The sequence below is a fragment of the Glutamicibacter sp. TV12E genome (genome assembly GCF_052441935.1).
In the GTDB taxonomy this organism is placed as follows: domain Bacteria; phylum Actinomycetota; class Actinomycetes; order Actinomycetales; family Micrococcaceae; genus Glutamicibacter.
The window spans coordinates 3,611,912-3,626,315 of sequence record NZ_JBQVVF010000001.1; the positions used below are offsets into that span (position 1 = coordinate 3,611,912).

The following is a 14,404-nucleotide window of genomic DNA, read 5'->3' on the forward strand; positions in this document are numbered from 1 at the left end:
CTAAAGGAGGATCCATTGAGTTCCCTGACCGCAGACAACAACACCATCCAAGGCACGACAGCCGGCCCGCTGAACGGCTACGTGGTACTTGACCTCACCCGCGCACTAGCCGGCCCACACGCCGGAATGATGATGGGCGACCTCGGAGCCAAGGTCATCAAGATCGAAACCGTCGGCACCGGAGATGACACCCGAGGCTGGGGTCCGCCCTTCGTCGGCCCGGAAGACAATCGCCAAGCCACCTATTTCCTCTCCTGCAACCGCAACAAGCTCTCCCTGTCGCTGAATCTGAAAGATCAGGAACACAAGGAGAAGCTGGCGGAGCTCATCAAGAACAGCGACGTCCTGATGGAAAACTTCCGCACCGGCGTACTGGACCGCCTGGGCTTCAGTGTCCAAGTTCTGCACGAACTCAACCCCCGCTTGGTCATCTTATCCATCACCGGCTTTGGCCATGACGGACCCGAAGCCCATCGCAGCGGCTACGACCAGATCTTGCAGGGCGAAGCCGGGCTGATGTCCATCACCGGTTCAGGACCGGAGGATCCGCAGAAAGTCGGAGTGCCAATCGCAGACCTGCTCTCAGGCATGTACGGTGCCTACGGTGCCTTGGCAGCCCTGCTGGAAAGGGAAAAAACCGGACGAGGCCAGGTAGTGCGCACCTCGCTGCTGGCATCGATCATCGGGGTGCATGCCTTCCAGGGCACGCGGGCCACCGTGGCCAGGCAGAATCCCAAGGCCATCGGAAACCACCACCCCTCCATTGCCCCCTACGGCTTGTACGGTTGCAAGGATTCCAAGGTGCAAATCAGCATCGGCAGTGAAAAGCTTTGGCAGAATTTCGCCAACGCCTTTAATCTGCCCGCAGATGACCCACGCTTTGCCAGCAACTCCGACCGGGTGGAGAACCGCCCGGCACTCAACGAGCTCATCGAACAAGCGTTCTCCACCTACGACGCAACAGAATTACTCAGAACCCTCGATGAAGCGGGGATCCCCTCGGGCAAGGTGCGCACCATTGAAGAGGTCTACGAATGGGACCAGGTGAAATCCCAGGGCCTCATCGTCGAGGTGGAACACGAGGTACTGGGCAAGATCAATCTGCCTGGCCCGCCGCTGCGCTTCTTCGATCCAGCCACCAACAACGAAACCACGCGCACGGCACACAGCGCCCCGCCGGTACTCAACGCCAACGCTCAGGAAATCGAACACTGGCTGGCTTCCCGAAAGGACGAAACCCCATGAGCACCAGGACCTTGCGCATTAATGCGGCCACACTCCTGGATATCGTTTTGGACCAGGACTCCTACGAGTCCTGGGACCAGGCCCCGCGTCAGCCCAAGCTCAGTGCCCAGTACGCCGCAGACCTGGAAGCGGCCGCCGCCAAGAGCGGCACCGACGAGGCAGTCATCACCGGCAAAGGCCGGATCCATGGGCGCGAGGTCGCGGTCATCGTTTCGGAGTTCAATTTCCTGGCAGGTTCCATCGGACAGGCAGCGGCACAACGCATTGTGGCGGCGATTCAGCGCGCCACTGCCGAAAAGCTGCCGCTGCTGGCAGGTCCTGCCTCTGGCGGCACCCGCATGCAAGAGGGAACTCTCGCGTTTCTGGGCATGGTGCCCATTACCGACGCGGTGCGCCGGCATAAGGAGGCGGGACTTCCCTACCTGGTCTACCTGCGCCACCCAACGACCGGCGGGGTCATGGCCTCCTGGGGGTCATTGGGCCATATCACCGTGGCCGAGCCCGGCGCGCTGCTGGGCTTCCTGGGCCCGCGCGTCTACGAAGCGCTGTATGGCCAGAAGTTCCCGGACGGGGTGCAGATTTCAGAGAATCTTTTCCGCAAGGGACTGATTGACGCGGTGGTTCCGCCCCAGGAGCTGCCGAACCTGATCGACCGTGCCCTCTCCGTCTTGCAACCGGCATCAACCGGTGGCCGATTCCCGGCTCCGGCCGGCCGGCCCTATGTGCGCGAGGCCAAGGACGTGTGGGATTCGGTGCAGCTGAGCCGCAACCCGCGCCGCCCCGACACCCGCATGCTTCTGGCCTCGGCCGATGAGGCAATGCCCCTGAACGGCACCGGCCAGGGCGAAAAGGACCCGGGGCTGATCCTGGCATTGGCACGCTTTGGCGATCAAGCCTGCGTGGTCCTGGGACAGCAGCGTCCGCGTCATCCGGAAACGGCCAGCCTGGGGCCGGCATCATTGCGTGAAGCCCGCCGTGGCATGCAATTGGCCCAGGAGCTCAAGCTTCCCCTGGTCACCATCATCGACACCACCGGCGCCGAGCTGTCCGTGCATTCAGAAGAAGGTGGACTGGCGGGGGAAATCGCGCGCTCGCTCAGTGAACTGATCGGCCTGCGCTCCCCATCGGTCTCGGTGCTGCTGGGACAGGGCACAGGAGGCGCAGCCTTGGCGTTGCTTCCCGCGGATCGGACGCTGGCGGCCGAAAATTCCTGGCTATCTCCCCTGCCGCCGGAAGGCGCCAGCGCCATCATCCATCGCAGCACTGACCGGGCTGCTGAGATGGCCCGCCAGCAAAAGATCGGCGTTCCGGACCTGTGCAGTTTTGGGCTGGTTGACCATGTGGTAGAGGAACAGATCGATGCCGCCAGCCGCCCGCGCGAGTTCTGCCAGGAACTGGGCGCTGCGATCGCGGCAGAAATCTCGCTGGCCCGGGCCATCCCTGATGCCCATCGGCTCGCTCGACGACAGCTGAAGTTCCAGAACCTCGGCGAAGCTACAGGCTGAACCGGCCCGGACGCAATGAGGTTCGGACCCTACGGGGTCCGAACCTCATCAGCTTTTCAGATCAATGCACCCTGATACTAGCGTGTCGCCTGAACCGAGGGAGCGCGCTTAATATCGGTGACAACACCGAGGGGCGCTTCGCCATGGAGAACCGCGTTGATGTTCTCCCATACTGTAGCAATGCGTCGCTGGACGTTTTCCCAGCCAACGCCAGCCATATGCGGGGTGCAAATCACCTGGGGCAGGCTGAGCAGCCCGCTCTCAAGATCCAAGGGCTCGCGGTCGAAAACGTCCAGCCCGGCCCCGGCAATTTTCATCTCCTGCAGGGCTTTCAGCAGGGCGTCTTCATCGAGGACTTCACCGCGTCCGACATTGACCAGCACCGCGCTTTCCTTCATGAGGGCAAGTTCTGCTTCGCCAATCAGCTTGGACGTACCGTCGTTCAGTGGAAGGCTCACGCTGACCACATCCGATTCGCGCATCAGTGTTTCGAGGGAAACCTGCTTCGCCGAGATGAGCTCTGCGACAGTCAGCGGTATTTCTGCATTGTCGTAATAGATGACGTTGGCCCCAAAGCCGTGGTGCACTACTTTGCCGATCCATCGGCCGATGTTTCCCAGTCCGATAATTCCGACAGTTTTGCCGTACAGCTCAGCGTAGGAGGCCTCCTGCAGATCCTGGCGCCATTTGCCCTCGCGCAGGAGCTGTGTCGAAGCGGGAATCCTGCGAAGCAGCGACAAGATCAGCGTGACGGCGTGCTCCGCGACGGAAATAGAGTGGGTTTTCATCTGGGCTACTGGAATTGCCAGATCATTAAGCACCGCCAAGGGCAGCTGACCATAGCCGGAGCTCATGTATTGAACAAACTGAGCCTGCTTGGCCGCGCGGAAGACTTCCTCGGGCACGTCGATTCCGGAAATGATGAAGTCAGAATTTTCGGCCTCCACGCATAGCTCATGGACCGTGGCATCCGGGGGCATCACGGTCAGGCTGAAGCCTTCAGGGGTAGCTGCACGCAGTCCCTCAACGTAGTCAGCCAAGGGGTTGATGAACAGAACTTTATAGGTCATCTCGGTCCTCCTAAGCCTTGACCGCAGCGGGTACGTGAGCAATTGATCTAACGGCATCGAGGACCGCCTCGGTGACCTCCTGCGCGCTTGCCGTTCCCCCGAGGTCCGTGGGCTGCGGCCCACTGGCCAGCACCTGCTCCACTGCCGCATTGATTCCACGAGCCGCGGCAATCAGCTGCCCATCCCCATTTTTCTGCCCCAGCCAATCGAGCATCATGGCGGCAGAAAGAATCATGGCAATGGGATTGGCTACTCCCGCACCAGCAATATCCGGCGCGCTCCCGTGGGATGGCTGGAAAACACCATGCTGCGCGCTGACGTCGGCCGATGGGGCGAGCCCCAGCCCACCGATTAGGCCGGCGGCGATTTCTGAGGTGATGTCGCCAAAAATATTCTCGCTGACAATCACGTCAAAGCGCCCCGGATCGGTCACCATGTACATGGCGCCAGCATCGATGTAGAACTTGTTGCTCTCGATATCGGAGTGGCGCGCGGCGACCTCGTCGAAGACTTTTTCCAACAAGACGTTGCTTCGCAACGCGTTCGACTTGTGCAGAAGAGTTACCCGCCCTGGAGTGCCCCTCTTCTTTCGGGCACGAGCTTGTTCGAAGGCGACGTCGAAAAGCTTTTCACTGGTGGCTCGCGTGATGGTCATGCGGTCGGTTGCCTCATTGTTGCTTGGCGCGTGTTCATCATGGAGGCCGGCGAACATGCCCTCCGATGTTTCCCGGATGACCAGCATGTCGACGTTTTTCGCCTTGACTGCAGAATTAACTCCTGCGAATAATCGCGCCGGGCGAAGGCTCGCAAAGAGCTTGTAGTGAGCTCTCATTTCGACTTGGGCGCCGAGTTCAAGGCCTTCCGGATCCCGGACGTCTGGAAGCCCCATGGCTCCGAAAAGCACCGCATCGGTTTTCCCGATTTCATCCATGTCCTCTTCGGTGATCTTGCGCCCTGTTCGACGATAGAGATCGGCCGAGAAGTCGTAGTCGGTGTAGCCCAGGGAGTAGCCGAAACTTTCCATTCCCTGGTCGAGTACGGCCCTGGCGGCCTGAACAACTTCCGGGCCAATTCCGTCACCGGGGATCACAGATATTTCGTAGTGCGCCATTGCATACCTTTCTTCGTAAATTCCCACATGATGGGATTATCGTGCTATTTGGTGGGAATACACTATCAGCCAATACGGCGGGTTTCCATGCCTATTTGCGACTTTTAATATTGAGTTTTGGAAAACGTTTCCCATACAGTAGGAACTGTTGTAGTCCAACTTCATGATTGGGGCCAGAAAGTGTCTGAAAGTACGGCGAATCGACAGCTCGAACGCATCAGCTTGATCCTTGACGCGTTGGAATTTGGTGAAGCCACCGCCAGTGAATTGGCCCGGATAACCGGATTATCAACGTCGACTGCTCATCGGCTTGCATTGTCACTGACCGACTTCGAGTTCCTTCGGCGGGAATCGTCCGGCCACTTCAGCCTTGGGCGGCGCTTTGTCAGGAGCAGGCTGGAAATCATCGGGCTAGGCCATCTCACGGAGCTGAGAGACACCACAGGAGAGACGGCACAGCTATGGATTCGACGTGGCGACACTCGCGTATGCATCGCCTCAGTTGATTCTCGCCAAGAGCTCAAAGCGACATTGCCCGTCGGCGCGAGCCTGGCGCTGCCCCACGGTTCCAGTGGCAGGCTCTTGTCCTTTGACGCCGAGGCCATGGCTTCAGTCGAATCAAATGGGTGGGTCGAATCAGTAGGACTTCGAACGCCAGGCCTGGGTTCAGTGAGTTCGCCCATCCTGCAAAAAGAACACACTATCGCGGCAATCTGCCTCGCCATGCCGCTATCGCGCTGCAAGTCATCTCCGGGCCAGGACCATGGGGAAGCCCTGGTGCGCACGGCCACCAGGATTTCCGAGGCGTTCAGCGGCCAGCGATAAGTCATCTGTTTCAACGCCGCCCGCAGGATAATTGGCAGCCTCTCAACGCTGATGAACGAGGTTGAGCCACCCATCCAGGGTGGCTCAACCTCGCTCAGGGGATTCCCGCCGCTCTAGCCCATCGGCAAGAACGGAACAAGCATTGTGGTCAGGAACAGCACGAACGCGCCACCAATTCTGTTTGTCAGCGCGGCGAATGGCATCAGGTGCATGCGTTCAGCCGCACTGAGCACCGACACGTCACCCGATCCACCCGTATCAGCCATGACCAATCCCGGGGTGATGGCAGCTTCGACGAAATTGAACTTCAAGAGCCAGCCAACAAAACCAGAGCTCAACGAAGCGATCAGCACCGTGCAGATGACCAAGATGATGAACATCGGATTGATCAGCGAACCCAGTACTTCGCTGATATTGATATAGGAAATACTCACGCCCACCAAGAGGGCCGGAACCATGACGGAAGTCACCATCTCTCCCCAGTCCGTCGTGGACTCCTCCAGATCCTTAGGCAGCAGGCCGAAAATCTTCAAGGCCGCAACGGCGATGATCATCCAAGCGTATGGATGCAGGAATTCAAAGAATCCACCGAGGAGTTCACCTAGAACAAAGAGTACAGCCGTCAGCGCCAGCCCCTTGCCAAGGGTCAAGAAGCTGGCCACCGTTCGCTTGGGCGGATTTGCCAAATCTTGGCGGGAACCCTTGACCCTCATCAATTCACCATTGCCGCTGAATCCGACAAACAATTGCTTCCGCTTGCCGATGCCGTTGAGGATACCGGCAAACAGGATGCAGAAGATGTTGGCGACAACGACCGCCGACATCAGGTCCCCCATGAATGCCGACGAATCTTCACCGGTACGTGCGCCAAACATTTCACTCATTGGTACGGCACCGAGCCCTAGCCCACCAGCCATGATCGGAGCCGCAACGGTGAGCACTGCGGTCCAGAACCCAAAGCCTGTAGCGGCGCCAATAAGACCGGTCAAAGTGAAGGAAAGCAGGACACATGCCAGCATCGGAATCACAAATCTCGGGCCAGCTTTGAGCAGCAGCGCACGAGGCGCGCCGAGGATTGATCCGGCAATGACCGAGGCGACAAAGAAATCCAGGAATCCATGCGTAGTGACAAAGTCGGTAACGACCACCTTTACGGTCTCGGGCATGACTCCGAAAAATATCAGCGTCGCCGGCACAAAGGTGCATAGGATGGTCGGCAGCCCGAAATCCCGAACCACCGGAAAGAGGTTGCCAAGCCAAATCAGCAGTCCGCCCAGGAGCATCGAGACTGCGAATCCTGGAAGCATCCCGCCAGGCAATTTTCCGGTAAGCGCGGCTAGCAGAACGACCGCGGCCAAAATGGCAAACAGCCAAATTGGCATTCCGGCGATTTCACCGTGTCTTTTAGTTGAGTGGTGGGCGCCTTTGGGCAACTGCGCCTTGCGCATCAACTTTTCCATGTTTTCGGTGTCTTCACTTGAAGCATTATCTGGAAGCTGCGCTTCCTGTTCGATCTTTGACATCTTTTTCTCTCAATGGTTGAGGCGTCATTGCCTAGTTGGTTGAAAGCTCACTGGCATTCACGGGTCGGCCTGAACCGACGGCAAAACGAGCGAGGTCTGTGGCGGCCTTCAGCCTGCCTTCGTCAATCCGTGTTTCATGCCCATGGGCATGAATGAACTGGACAAGTTCCAAGGTTGACAAGTTTCCTGCAGCCCCTGGGGCAAACGGGCAGCCGCCAAATCCCCCCAAAGCCGCATCAAAGCGGGTAATTCCGGAATCGATTGCCAGAGCCACCGTTTCCAACGCCCGTCCATGCGCGTTATGCAGGTGCAGGTAGTAAGTGAGGTCAGGTTGCGCATCCTGGATATATTTCATCGTGTCCATGGCTCGTTGTGGCGCGGTCGTCCCCAAGGTATCGGCCAGACCGATGTCCTTGATTCCCATGTCCTTGAACGCACTAACGATCTTCAATACTCGCGCCGGATCGATTTCCCCTTCAAAAGGACAGGTGAACGCGGTGGAAATCCCGGCGGAAAAGTTCAGCTGCGGATGCCGGGCGATATCAATGGCCAATGACTCCAGCGCCTCATCAATACTTGCTCCGGCATTGGCAGCGCTGTGCGCCTGGCTGGCTGAGGCCACAACTTGGACTTCGGTTGCCCCGGCAGCTGCAGCCCGGCTGATTCCCTTGCCGTTGAGTGCCAAGGACGTATAGCGCAAACCTGCAACCTGCGGCAACCGCTGGAGGATGTCAGTGGCATCGGCCATCTGAGGAACACGAACCGGGTTCACAAAAGAGGCAACCTCCATCCTGCATACCCCTGCAGCACCCAAGGCCGCAGCAATCTCCAGCTTGCGTTCGGTGTCGATAATGACTGGCTCATCTTGCAAACCATCACGAAGAAACACATCAGTGATCTGGATCTGCATCAGTGGGCCGCCCTTGTGCTGATGGCCGCGATTTGCCCCGGGTCGAACCCCGCAAGATCACGAAGTACCTGCTCGGTGTGCTCGCCTAGATCCGGTCCGAGCCAACGCACTTCCCCCTGATGGCCCGGGATTTTTGGAACGACCCCGGGGAATCGGACAACTTCAGGCTCGCTCTCAACGACGACTTCATGGGTCTGGATCATGCCACGGGCCAGGTAGTGCTCGTCTTTGGCGATGGAGGGCGCATCAAAGACCGGGGCCGCTGGCACGCCTGCCGTGTCTAGCACATCGAGCACCCTCTCCAACGGCATGGATCCGGTGAATTCCTCGATGGCACCATTAAGTTCATCCTCACGCAGCCGGCGTGCCTCGGTGGTGAGCAGGGTTGGATCTTCAGCCAAATCAGGTCGCCCGATGGCTTGCATGAGGCGGACAAAGACTGCATTTGAATTGCCGCCAATGACCACTTCCAGTCCGTCGCTGCAGTTGTAGGACCCGGTAGGTACAACACCCGGGAGCCGCCCGCCGGTACGTTGACGGATCATTCCGTAGGCATCGTAATCAGGAACCAAGGATTCCAGGAGCGAGAAGATGCCCTCATAGAGCGCTACGTCGACAACATTGCTGCCGCTCTCGGCGCCGCCCTTGGCTTTGTTGAACATCAGCATCAGCGCGCCGATAACACCATAGAGCCCAGCGACGGTATCTCCCATAGAGGCCGCGGATCTGCCCGCAGGCCTGTCTGGTTCACCAGTGATATACCGAAGGCCTGCAAATGATTCCGCGGAGCTGCCGAACCCTGCGCGGTTTTTGTAGGGCCCCGTTTGCCCGTAGCCGGAGATGCGCACGATGACGAGGTCTGGATTAATGGCGGTGAGCACTTCCGGGCCGATACCCCATTTTTCAAGGGTGCCGGGGCGGAAATTTTCAATGAGGACGTCGGTCTTCTCGATGATCTTCTTGATGGCCTGGACTCCGAGATCAGTTCTCAGATCCAGTTCCACTGATTTCTTGTTGCGCCCGATGGTGCGAAACAGCATGGACGTCTTCCCGCGGGCCTTGCGCCAGTCCCGTAGCTCATCCCCGCCGCCGGGTCGTTCGATCTTGATCACCTCGGCTCCAAAATCGCCAAAGACCCGCCCAGCAAATGGTGCGGCAATGAAGTTACCCAGCTCCAGCACCCTAATGCCGGCCAAGGGCAGATCCTGTTGGTCTTCGTTCAGCCGATTCGTCATCGAAGCGTCCTCATTTCATCAATCACTGATATCACAATCCCACTCAATGGGATTAGGATCCCTTTTGGCGGTAAGACTGTAGCAAGTGATGTGGGGCACATCAAGGGGCTCGGTGAAACTTTTTCAACAAGGCATGCACCATGCATCCATCTGCCCTTGCCATGGGCCGAGCCGGGACGACCCGACGTGCTCTTCTGCTTTCTACAGCGCACTAGACTTAATCCCATGACTGCAACGCTCGTGGCCAAAGACCTCACCGGTGGCCACGCCCACCGAACCCTGTTTTCCAACCTGAGCTTCACCGCGACAACTTCAGATGTCTACGGCGTGGTGGGAGCCAACGGCGCGGGAAAATCCACGTTGCTGTCGCTGCTTGCCAAGGCCTCCTCCGCGCAGTCCGGCGCGGTGGCCACCGCCCCGGACTCGGCCTTCATCGGCTGGTTGCCGCAGGAGCATGAACGCATCCCCGGAGAAACGATCGCAGCCTATTTGGCCCGCCGCACCGGCTGCGCGCAGGCCACGGCCCGGATGGAAGAAACCGCCCAGGATCTGGGCAGCGGGAGGCCGGGAGCCGATGACGCTTATGCAACGGCTTTTGACCATTGGATGGCCTCGGGGGCCATGGATCTGGACGATCGAATCCCTGAAGTCCTCGGGAAATTGGGCTTCACCCTGCCGGTCGAAACAGAAATGACCGCCCTGTCGGGTGGACAAGTCGCCCGGGTCGCCCTGGCGGCGCTGCTGCTCTCGCGCTTCGACATCGTGCTGCTCGATGAGCCAACCAACGACCTTGACCTTGCAGGACTGGAACTGCTTGAAGAGTTCATCAAGGCCTTGCGCGCCCCGGTCATCCTGGTATCCCATGACCGCGAGTTCCTGGCCCGCTGCACCACCGGGATCATCGAACTCGATCTGGCCCAGAATAGCGTTGCCGTCTACGAGGGCGGCTATGACGCGTACCTGGCAGAGCGGGCCGTCAACCGCGCCCATGCCAGGGAAGCCTACGAGCAGTTTGAAAACCAGAAGGCAGATCTGGTCTCCCGCGCCCGCACCCAGCGCGAATGGTCGTCCCAGGGAGTGCGCAACGCGATGCGCAAGTCACCGGACAATGACAAGATCCGCCGTCGAGCCAACAGCGAGTCCTCCGAAAAACAGGCCGCCAAGGTCCGGCAGATGGAATCCCGCATCGCGCGCCTGGAGGAAGTGGCCGAGCCGCGCAAGGAATGGGTCCTGCAGTTTTCCATCGCCGCCGCGCCGCGCGGCTCATCGGTGATGTGCACCTTGAACGAGGCGACACTGCAACAAGGAGAATTCACCTTCGGGCCGGTGTCAGTGCAGGTTAATGCAACTGACCGGATCGGCATTACCGGGCCTAACGGTGCCGGAAAATCCACGCTGCTCAAGCTCCTGCTCGGCAAGCAGTCCCCCGATCAGGGCACGGCCTCCCTGGGAAGCTCGGTGTGCATCGGGGAAATCGACCAGGCTCGCACCCAGCTTCCCGGGGACCTGCCCTTGGGCCAGGCTTTCGAGAACGCAGTGCCTGAATATTCCTCGGCCGAAGTGCGCACCCTGTTGGCGAAGTTCGGGCTGAAAGCCGACCAATCCAATGCACTGGTCGATTCCCTGTCGCCGGGTGAACGAACCCGCGCATCCATGGCCCTGCTCCAGGCACGCGGCGTGAACCTGCTGGTTCTCGATGAACCGACCAACCACCTTGATGTTCCGGCCATCGAGCAGCTGGAAGAAGCGCTGGAAGCCTACGAAGGCGCACTGCTCCTGGTGACCCACGACCGCCGGCTGCTGCAGAACGTCCGACTGACGACCCGCTGGGAAGTTTCCAACGGGCAACTCACCGTCCACTACTGATCCGCCGGTAAAACTGTGTATTTTTAAGGCTGGTTCACAGTCGCGTGCCGTACGCTTAAAGCATAGGAGCCGAGACTTTCAGTTCTTTCGACTGAGATGTCGCCCGCTACAACAGCCAAGGATACGACTTGAGTAGCAGTTCCGTTCTTTCCTCCCCCGCACCCTCGATCCGCCCGGGAGATCCAAAAAGCTTCTTCCACGTCAAGAAACTCGTCCAGGATGCGGGCTTGTCCGGTCGCCGACGTGGACACTATCTGGGGCTGGGATCGGTTCTGACAATTCTCATGGGGTCGGCCGTTGCCGGATCCATCCTTCTTGGCCATAGCTGGTTCCAGCTGCTGATCGCCGCGGTGCTGGGCATACTGCTCACCCAGTTCGCATTCCTCGCCCATGAGGCAGCACACCGGCAGATCCTGTCCTCGGGCAAGACCAACGACAAGCTGGGCCGCTTCCTGGCCAACGTGGTTGTCGGTATCAGCTACCAGTGGTGGATGAACAAGCACAACAAGCACCACGCCACGCCGAATACCATCGGCAAGGATCCGGATATCGAGTGGGACACCATCTCGTTCCAGCCGGTTGATGCGCAACGCCAGCGCGGGTTCCTCAAATGGATCACCGAGCGCCAGGGCTACCTCTTTTTCCCGCTGTTGACGCTGGAAGGCGTGAACCTGCACATCCAGTCGATCCGCTACTTGTTCACTGCAGAACGCTCCAAGCGCCGCAAACGCGAAATGCTGGCCATCGCCCTGCGTGTGGGACTCTATGTTGCCCTGATATTCGTTTTCCTGCCGACCGGAATGGCCTTTGCCTTCATCGGAGTGCAGCTGGCAGTCTTTGGCATTTACATGGGTGCTTCGTTCGCGCCGAATCACAAGGGCATGCCGATGGTTCCGGGCGATGCACGCATCGACTTCTTCTCCCGCCAGGTTCTCACCAGCCGCAATATCATGGCACGCTCTTCATGGGGCAACCGGGTGCTCTCGCACCTGTTCGGCGGCCTGAACTACCAGGTTGAGCACCACCTGTTCCCGTCGATGCCGCGAGCCAATCTGGCAGCAGTATCGGCCATTGTTCGCCAGTACTGCGCAGAGCACCAGATCCCCTACACCGTGGCTAGCATTCGCGAATCCTACGCCCAGGTGATCACCTACCTGAACAAGGTCGGCCTCTCGGCGCGAGATCCCTTCGATTGCCCGCTGATTTCCGGTTACCGCGTAAGCTAATAGCCCGCACAGGAACCAGACAGAAAAGAGCTGGGAATCCTCGCCACGGTTGGCGAGGATTCCCAGCTCTTTTCCGCTTAAGCCACAAGCGGCCAACCGGCTTTCTCCAACATTGCGCTGGCGGCATCGCGGGCATCGAGTCATCGCCCGTATAAAACGAGCCCGTTGTGGCGAGCGCGCATGTCCTCAAGCCGCTCTTGCCGTGGCGGCCCCTGGGCCGACTGGCTTTTCAGCTGGCTGCTCGCCAGGACTTCAGGGCTAGGAATCCACCGGCTGGCTTGGTTCTTTGGGGCCTACTACGTCGATAGCTCCGGTGACGGTATGCTGCGCGCCGGTGGCGACGGGAACATACTCTTCGCGGGTTGCGGCCGGTACCTTCGCATGTCCGTGGCGCATGTCCGCCACTGCCACCAGCAGCGTGGCCACAACCAGGAGTGCAATGGCGACAAAGGAAATCTGCATCGCCACCGAATACCCTGCCACATGGTTGAGCCCGTAGAACACCGCCGTGATCACTGCAATGCCCACGGCCGTGCCAACACGCTGCGAGGTCTGCATCAGTCCCCCGGCGCTGCCGGAGTTGGCTACCGGCACTTCCATCAGGGTCAATGCCTGGTTCGGGGAAATGATGAACCCCTGGGCAATGCCGATAAAGGCCAAGGAAAGCAGCATCCACCAAACGTTGAGATTGAGCCGGTCTTCAAAGTACACGACAGCTATGGTGGCCAGCAGCCCGAACAACGCGCTGAGCGTGCCGCCAATGACCAGCTTGCGTCCCAAGGTCGTGGCGTAGCGGCCTGCGATATGCGAGCTGAAAGCCGAGAGCAGCGCTGCCGGGAGGCAAATCAATCCCGCTTCGAGGGCGCTGAAGCCTTGGGATTCCTGAACGTAGATGGCCACGAGCACCCATACGCTGGAGACGCCCATGAAGTACAGGCCAGCGATCAGCGTGCCGTTGGTGAAGCTGCGAATTCTGAAGAGCGCCAGTTCAACCATCGGCTCCCTGCCGCGTTCCTTGTACCGCTTCTCCCACCAGATCCACACTGCCAGCAGGATCAGCGCCGCTGCCAAAAGCCACCATAGCGCCGGGTTTTCGCGGCCTTGGACGAAGGGAAGCAGCAAGGCAAAAATGCTCAGGGCCAGTACTATTCCTCCGACTGGATCCAGATCCAGCTTGCCTGCAGGTTTAGTGAATAAGGGCTTTGGAAGCCAAAGCAAGGCCAGGACGATAGCCAAAATGCCAACGGGCACGTTGATCAGGAATGTTGAACGCCAGCCTGCATCGGCGCCAAGCCAATTGATCAGCAACCCGCCCAGCACCGGGCCCACAGCAACCGAGAAGCCAACCACTGTGCCCAGCAGCCCATAGGCACGGCCACGAGCCGCGCCACGGAAGTGCTGTTGAATCATTCCCATGACCTGGGGGTTGAGGAAACCGGAGCCGATGCCCATGATGAAGCGCGCGATGTTCAGCAGCATCGGGTCCGCTGCCAAGCCGGCCAAGATGCTGGCCACCGTGAATATGGCTACCCCTGCGACGAACATGACTCCGCGGCCCAGCAAGTCTCCGGCACGCCCTGCAGCTACAAGCACCACGCCAAAGGTCAGCGCATAGCCAGCCAAGACCCACTGCATGTCGGCTTCGCTCGCATGCAGCGTTGAGCCAATGGAAGGCAGCACCACATTCACGATGCTGACCGAGACCAGCGACATGAACATGGCGGCCAGCAAGACGCCGAGTAGCCGCCAGCGGGCACCGGCAGATAACTCGCCAAGCTCTTTTGCTGCTTCGGACTTGCTTACTGGCATGGGGGCATCTCTCCGCATAGTTTTCGGCCGCAGGTCAGTTGCGGCACTGTCCGATTCAGCGCTGCCGGGTAGCGAATTA

At 59.5% G+C, this 14,404-nt stretch carries 11 protein-coding genes; 5 read left to right on the forward strand and 6 right to left on the reverse strand.

The genetic code is table 11. From position 1 onward, the window contains the following. Window positions 1-15 precede the first annotated feature (15 nt). Window positions 16-1,245, forward strand: coding sequence for a CaiB/BaiF CoA transferase family protein (locus tag ACT7DV_RS17110; RefSeq protein ID WP_444664410.1), 1,230 nt, complete (start codon window positions 16-18; stop codon window positions 1,243-1,245). Further along, window positions 1,242-2,750 carry a carboxyl transferase domain-containing protein gene (locus ACT7DV_RS17115; protein ID WP_444664412.1) on the forward strand — a complete coding sequence of 503 codons (1,509 nt, stop codon included), beginning with the start codon at window positions 1,242-1,244 and terminating at the stop codon, window positions 2,748-2,750. Before ACT7DV_RS17110 ends, ACT7DV_RS17115 begins: the two co-directional genes overlap by 4 nt. A 77-nt stretch (window positions 2,751-2,827) precedes the next feature. On the opposite strand, the gene ACT7DV_RS17120 is transcribed toward ACT7DV_RS17115, so the two are convergent. After that, the gene (locus ACT7DV_RS17120) at window positions 2,828-3,820 is read right to left on the reverse strand and encodes an NAD(P)-dependent oxidoreductase (protein WP_444664414.1); all 993 of its coding nucleotides are present in this window, start codon (window positions 3,818-3,820) and stop codon (window positions 2,828-2,830) included. A 10-nt stretch (window positions 3,821-3,830) separates the two neighbouring features. Continuing rightward, the gene (locus ACT7DV_RS17125; RefSeq protein WP_444664416.1) at window positions 3,831-4,931 is read right to left on the reverse strand and encodes an isocitrate/isopropylmalate dehydrogenase family protein; all 1,101 of its coding nucleotides are present in this window, start codon (window positions 4,929-4,931) and stop codon (window positions 3,831-3,833) included. Window positions 4,932-5,111: 180 nt separating this feature from the next. Here ACT7DV_RS17125 and ACT7DV_RS17130 point away from each other — a divergent pair, with 180 nt between their 5' ends. Then, window positions 5,112-5,756, forward strand: a complete 645-nt coding sequence (locus tag ACT7DV_RS17130) for an IclR family transcriptional regulator (RefSeq protein WP_444664417.1) — start codon at window positions 5,112-5,114, stop codon at window positions 5,754-5,756. A gap of 113 nt (window positions 5,757-5,869) precedes the next feature. Here the strand turns inward: ACT7DV_RS17130 and ACT7DV_RS17135 are convergent, their stop codons facing one another. From ACT7DV_RS17135 to ACT7DV_RS17145, 3 genes are read right to left on the reverse strand one after another with little or no spacing between them, the layout of a single operon-like run. Then, window positions 5,870-7,279 carry a 2-hydroxycarboxylate transporter family protein gene (locus tag ACT7DV_RS17135; RefSeq protein WP_444664419.1) on the reverse strand — a complete coding sequence of 470 codons (1,410 nt, stop codon included), beginning with the start codon at window positions 7,277-7,279 and terminating at the stop codon, window positions 5,870-5,872. Window positions 7,280-7,310: 31 nt separating this feature from the next. After that, entirely contained in the window at window positions 7,311-8,189 is an 879-nt protein-coding gene (locus ACT7DV_RS17140) for a hydroxymethylglutaryl-CoA lyase (RefSeq protein WP_444664421.1), read from the reverse strand. Beyond that, window positions 8,189-9,424 carry a CaiB/BaiF CoA transferase family protein gene (locus ACT7DV_RS17145; protein ID WP_444664423.1) on the reverse strand — a complete coding sequence of 412 codons (1,236 nt, stop codon included), beginning with the start codon at window positions 9,422-9,424 and terminating at the stop codon, window positions 8,189-8,191. The genes ACT7DV_RS17140 and ACT7DV_RS17145 overlap by 1 nt, the downstream gene beginning before the upstream one ends. Window positions 9,425-9,649: 225 nt before the next feature. Between ACT7DV_RS17145 and ACT7DV_RS17150 the strand changes: the two genes are divergently transcribed. Together ACT7DV_RS17150 and ACT7DV_RS17155 are read left to right on the forward strand one after the other, a co-directional pair. Further along, window positions 9,650-11,290: an ABC-F family ATP-binding cassette domain-containing protein gene (locus ACT7DV_RS17150; protein ID WP_444664425.1), complete on the forward strand. Its 1,641-nt coding sequence runs from the start codon at window positions 9,650-9,652 to the stop codon at window positions 11,288-11,290. Window positions 11,291-11,418: 128 nt separating this feature from the next. Continuing rightward, window positions 11,419-12,516, forward strand: coding sequence for a fatty acid desaturase family protein (locus tag ACT7DV_RS17155; RefSeq protein ID WP_444664426.1), 1,098 nt, complete (start codon window positions 11,419-11,421; stop codon window positions 12,514-12,516). A gap of 258 nt (window positions 12,517-12,774) precedes the next feature. Here the strand turns inward: ACT7DV_RS17155 and ACT7DV_RS17160 are convergent, their stop codons facing one another. Next, window positions 12,775-14,325: an MFS transporter gene (locus ACT7DV_RS17160; RefSeq protein ID WP_444664428.1), complete on the reverse strand. Its 1,551-nt coding sequence runs from the start codon at window positions 14,323-14,325 to the stop codon at window positions 12,775-12,777. Between the last annotated feature and the right edge of the window lie 79 nt (window positions 14,326-14,404).

Excerpts from the sequence above, each read along its gene's own strand:
- ACT7DV_RS17160 (WP_444664428.1), bottom strand. The coding sequence starts at position 14,325 with ATGCCAGTAAGCAAGTCCGAAGCAGCAAAAGAGCTTGGCGAGTTATCT.
- ACT7DV_RS17140 (WP_444664421.1), bottom strand. The coding sequence starts at position 8,189 with ATGCAGATCCAGATCACTGATGTGTTTCTTCGTGATGGTTTGCAAGAT.
- ACT7DV_RS17115 (WP_444664412.1), top strand. The coding sequence starts at position 1,242 with ATGAGCACCAGGACCTTGCGCATTAATGCGGCCACACTCCTGGATATC.
- ACT7DV_RS17150 (WP_444664425.1), top strand. The coding sequence starts at position 9,650 with ATGACTGCAACGCTCGTGGCCAAAGACCTCACCGGTGGCCACGCCCAC.
- ACT7DV_RS17125 (WP_444664416.1), bottom strand. The coding sequence starts at position 4,931 with ATGGCGCACTACGAAATATCTGTGATCCCCGGTGACGGAATTGGCCCG.
- ACT7DV_RS17120 (WP_444664414.1), bottom strand. The coding sequence starts at position 3,820 with ATGACCTATAAAGTTCTGTTCATCAACCCCTTGGCTGACTACGTTGAG.
- ACT7DV_RS17135 (WP_444664419.1), bottom strand. The coding sequence starts at position 7,279 with ATGTCAAAGATCGAACAGGAAGCGCAGCTTCCAGATAATGCTTCAAGT.
- ACT7DV_RS17145 (WP_444664423.1), bottom strand. The coding sequence starts at position 9,424 with ATGACGAATCGGCTGAACGAAGACCAACAGGATCTGCCCTTGGCCGGC.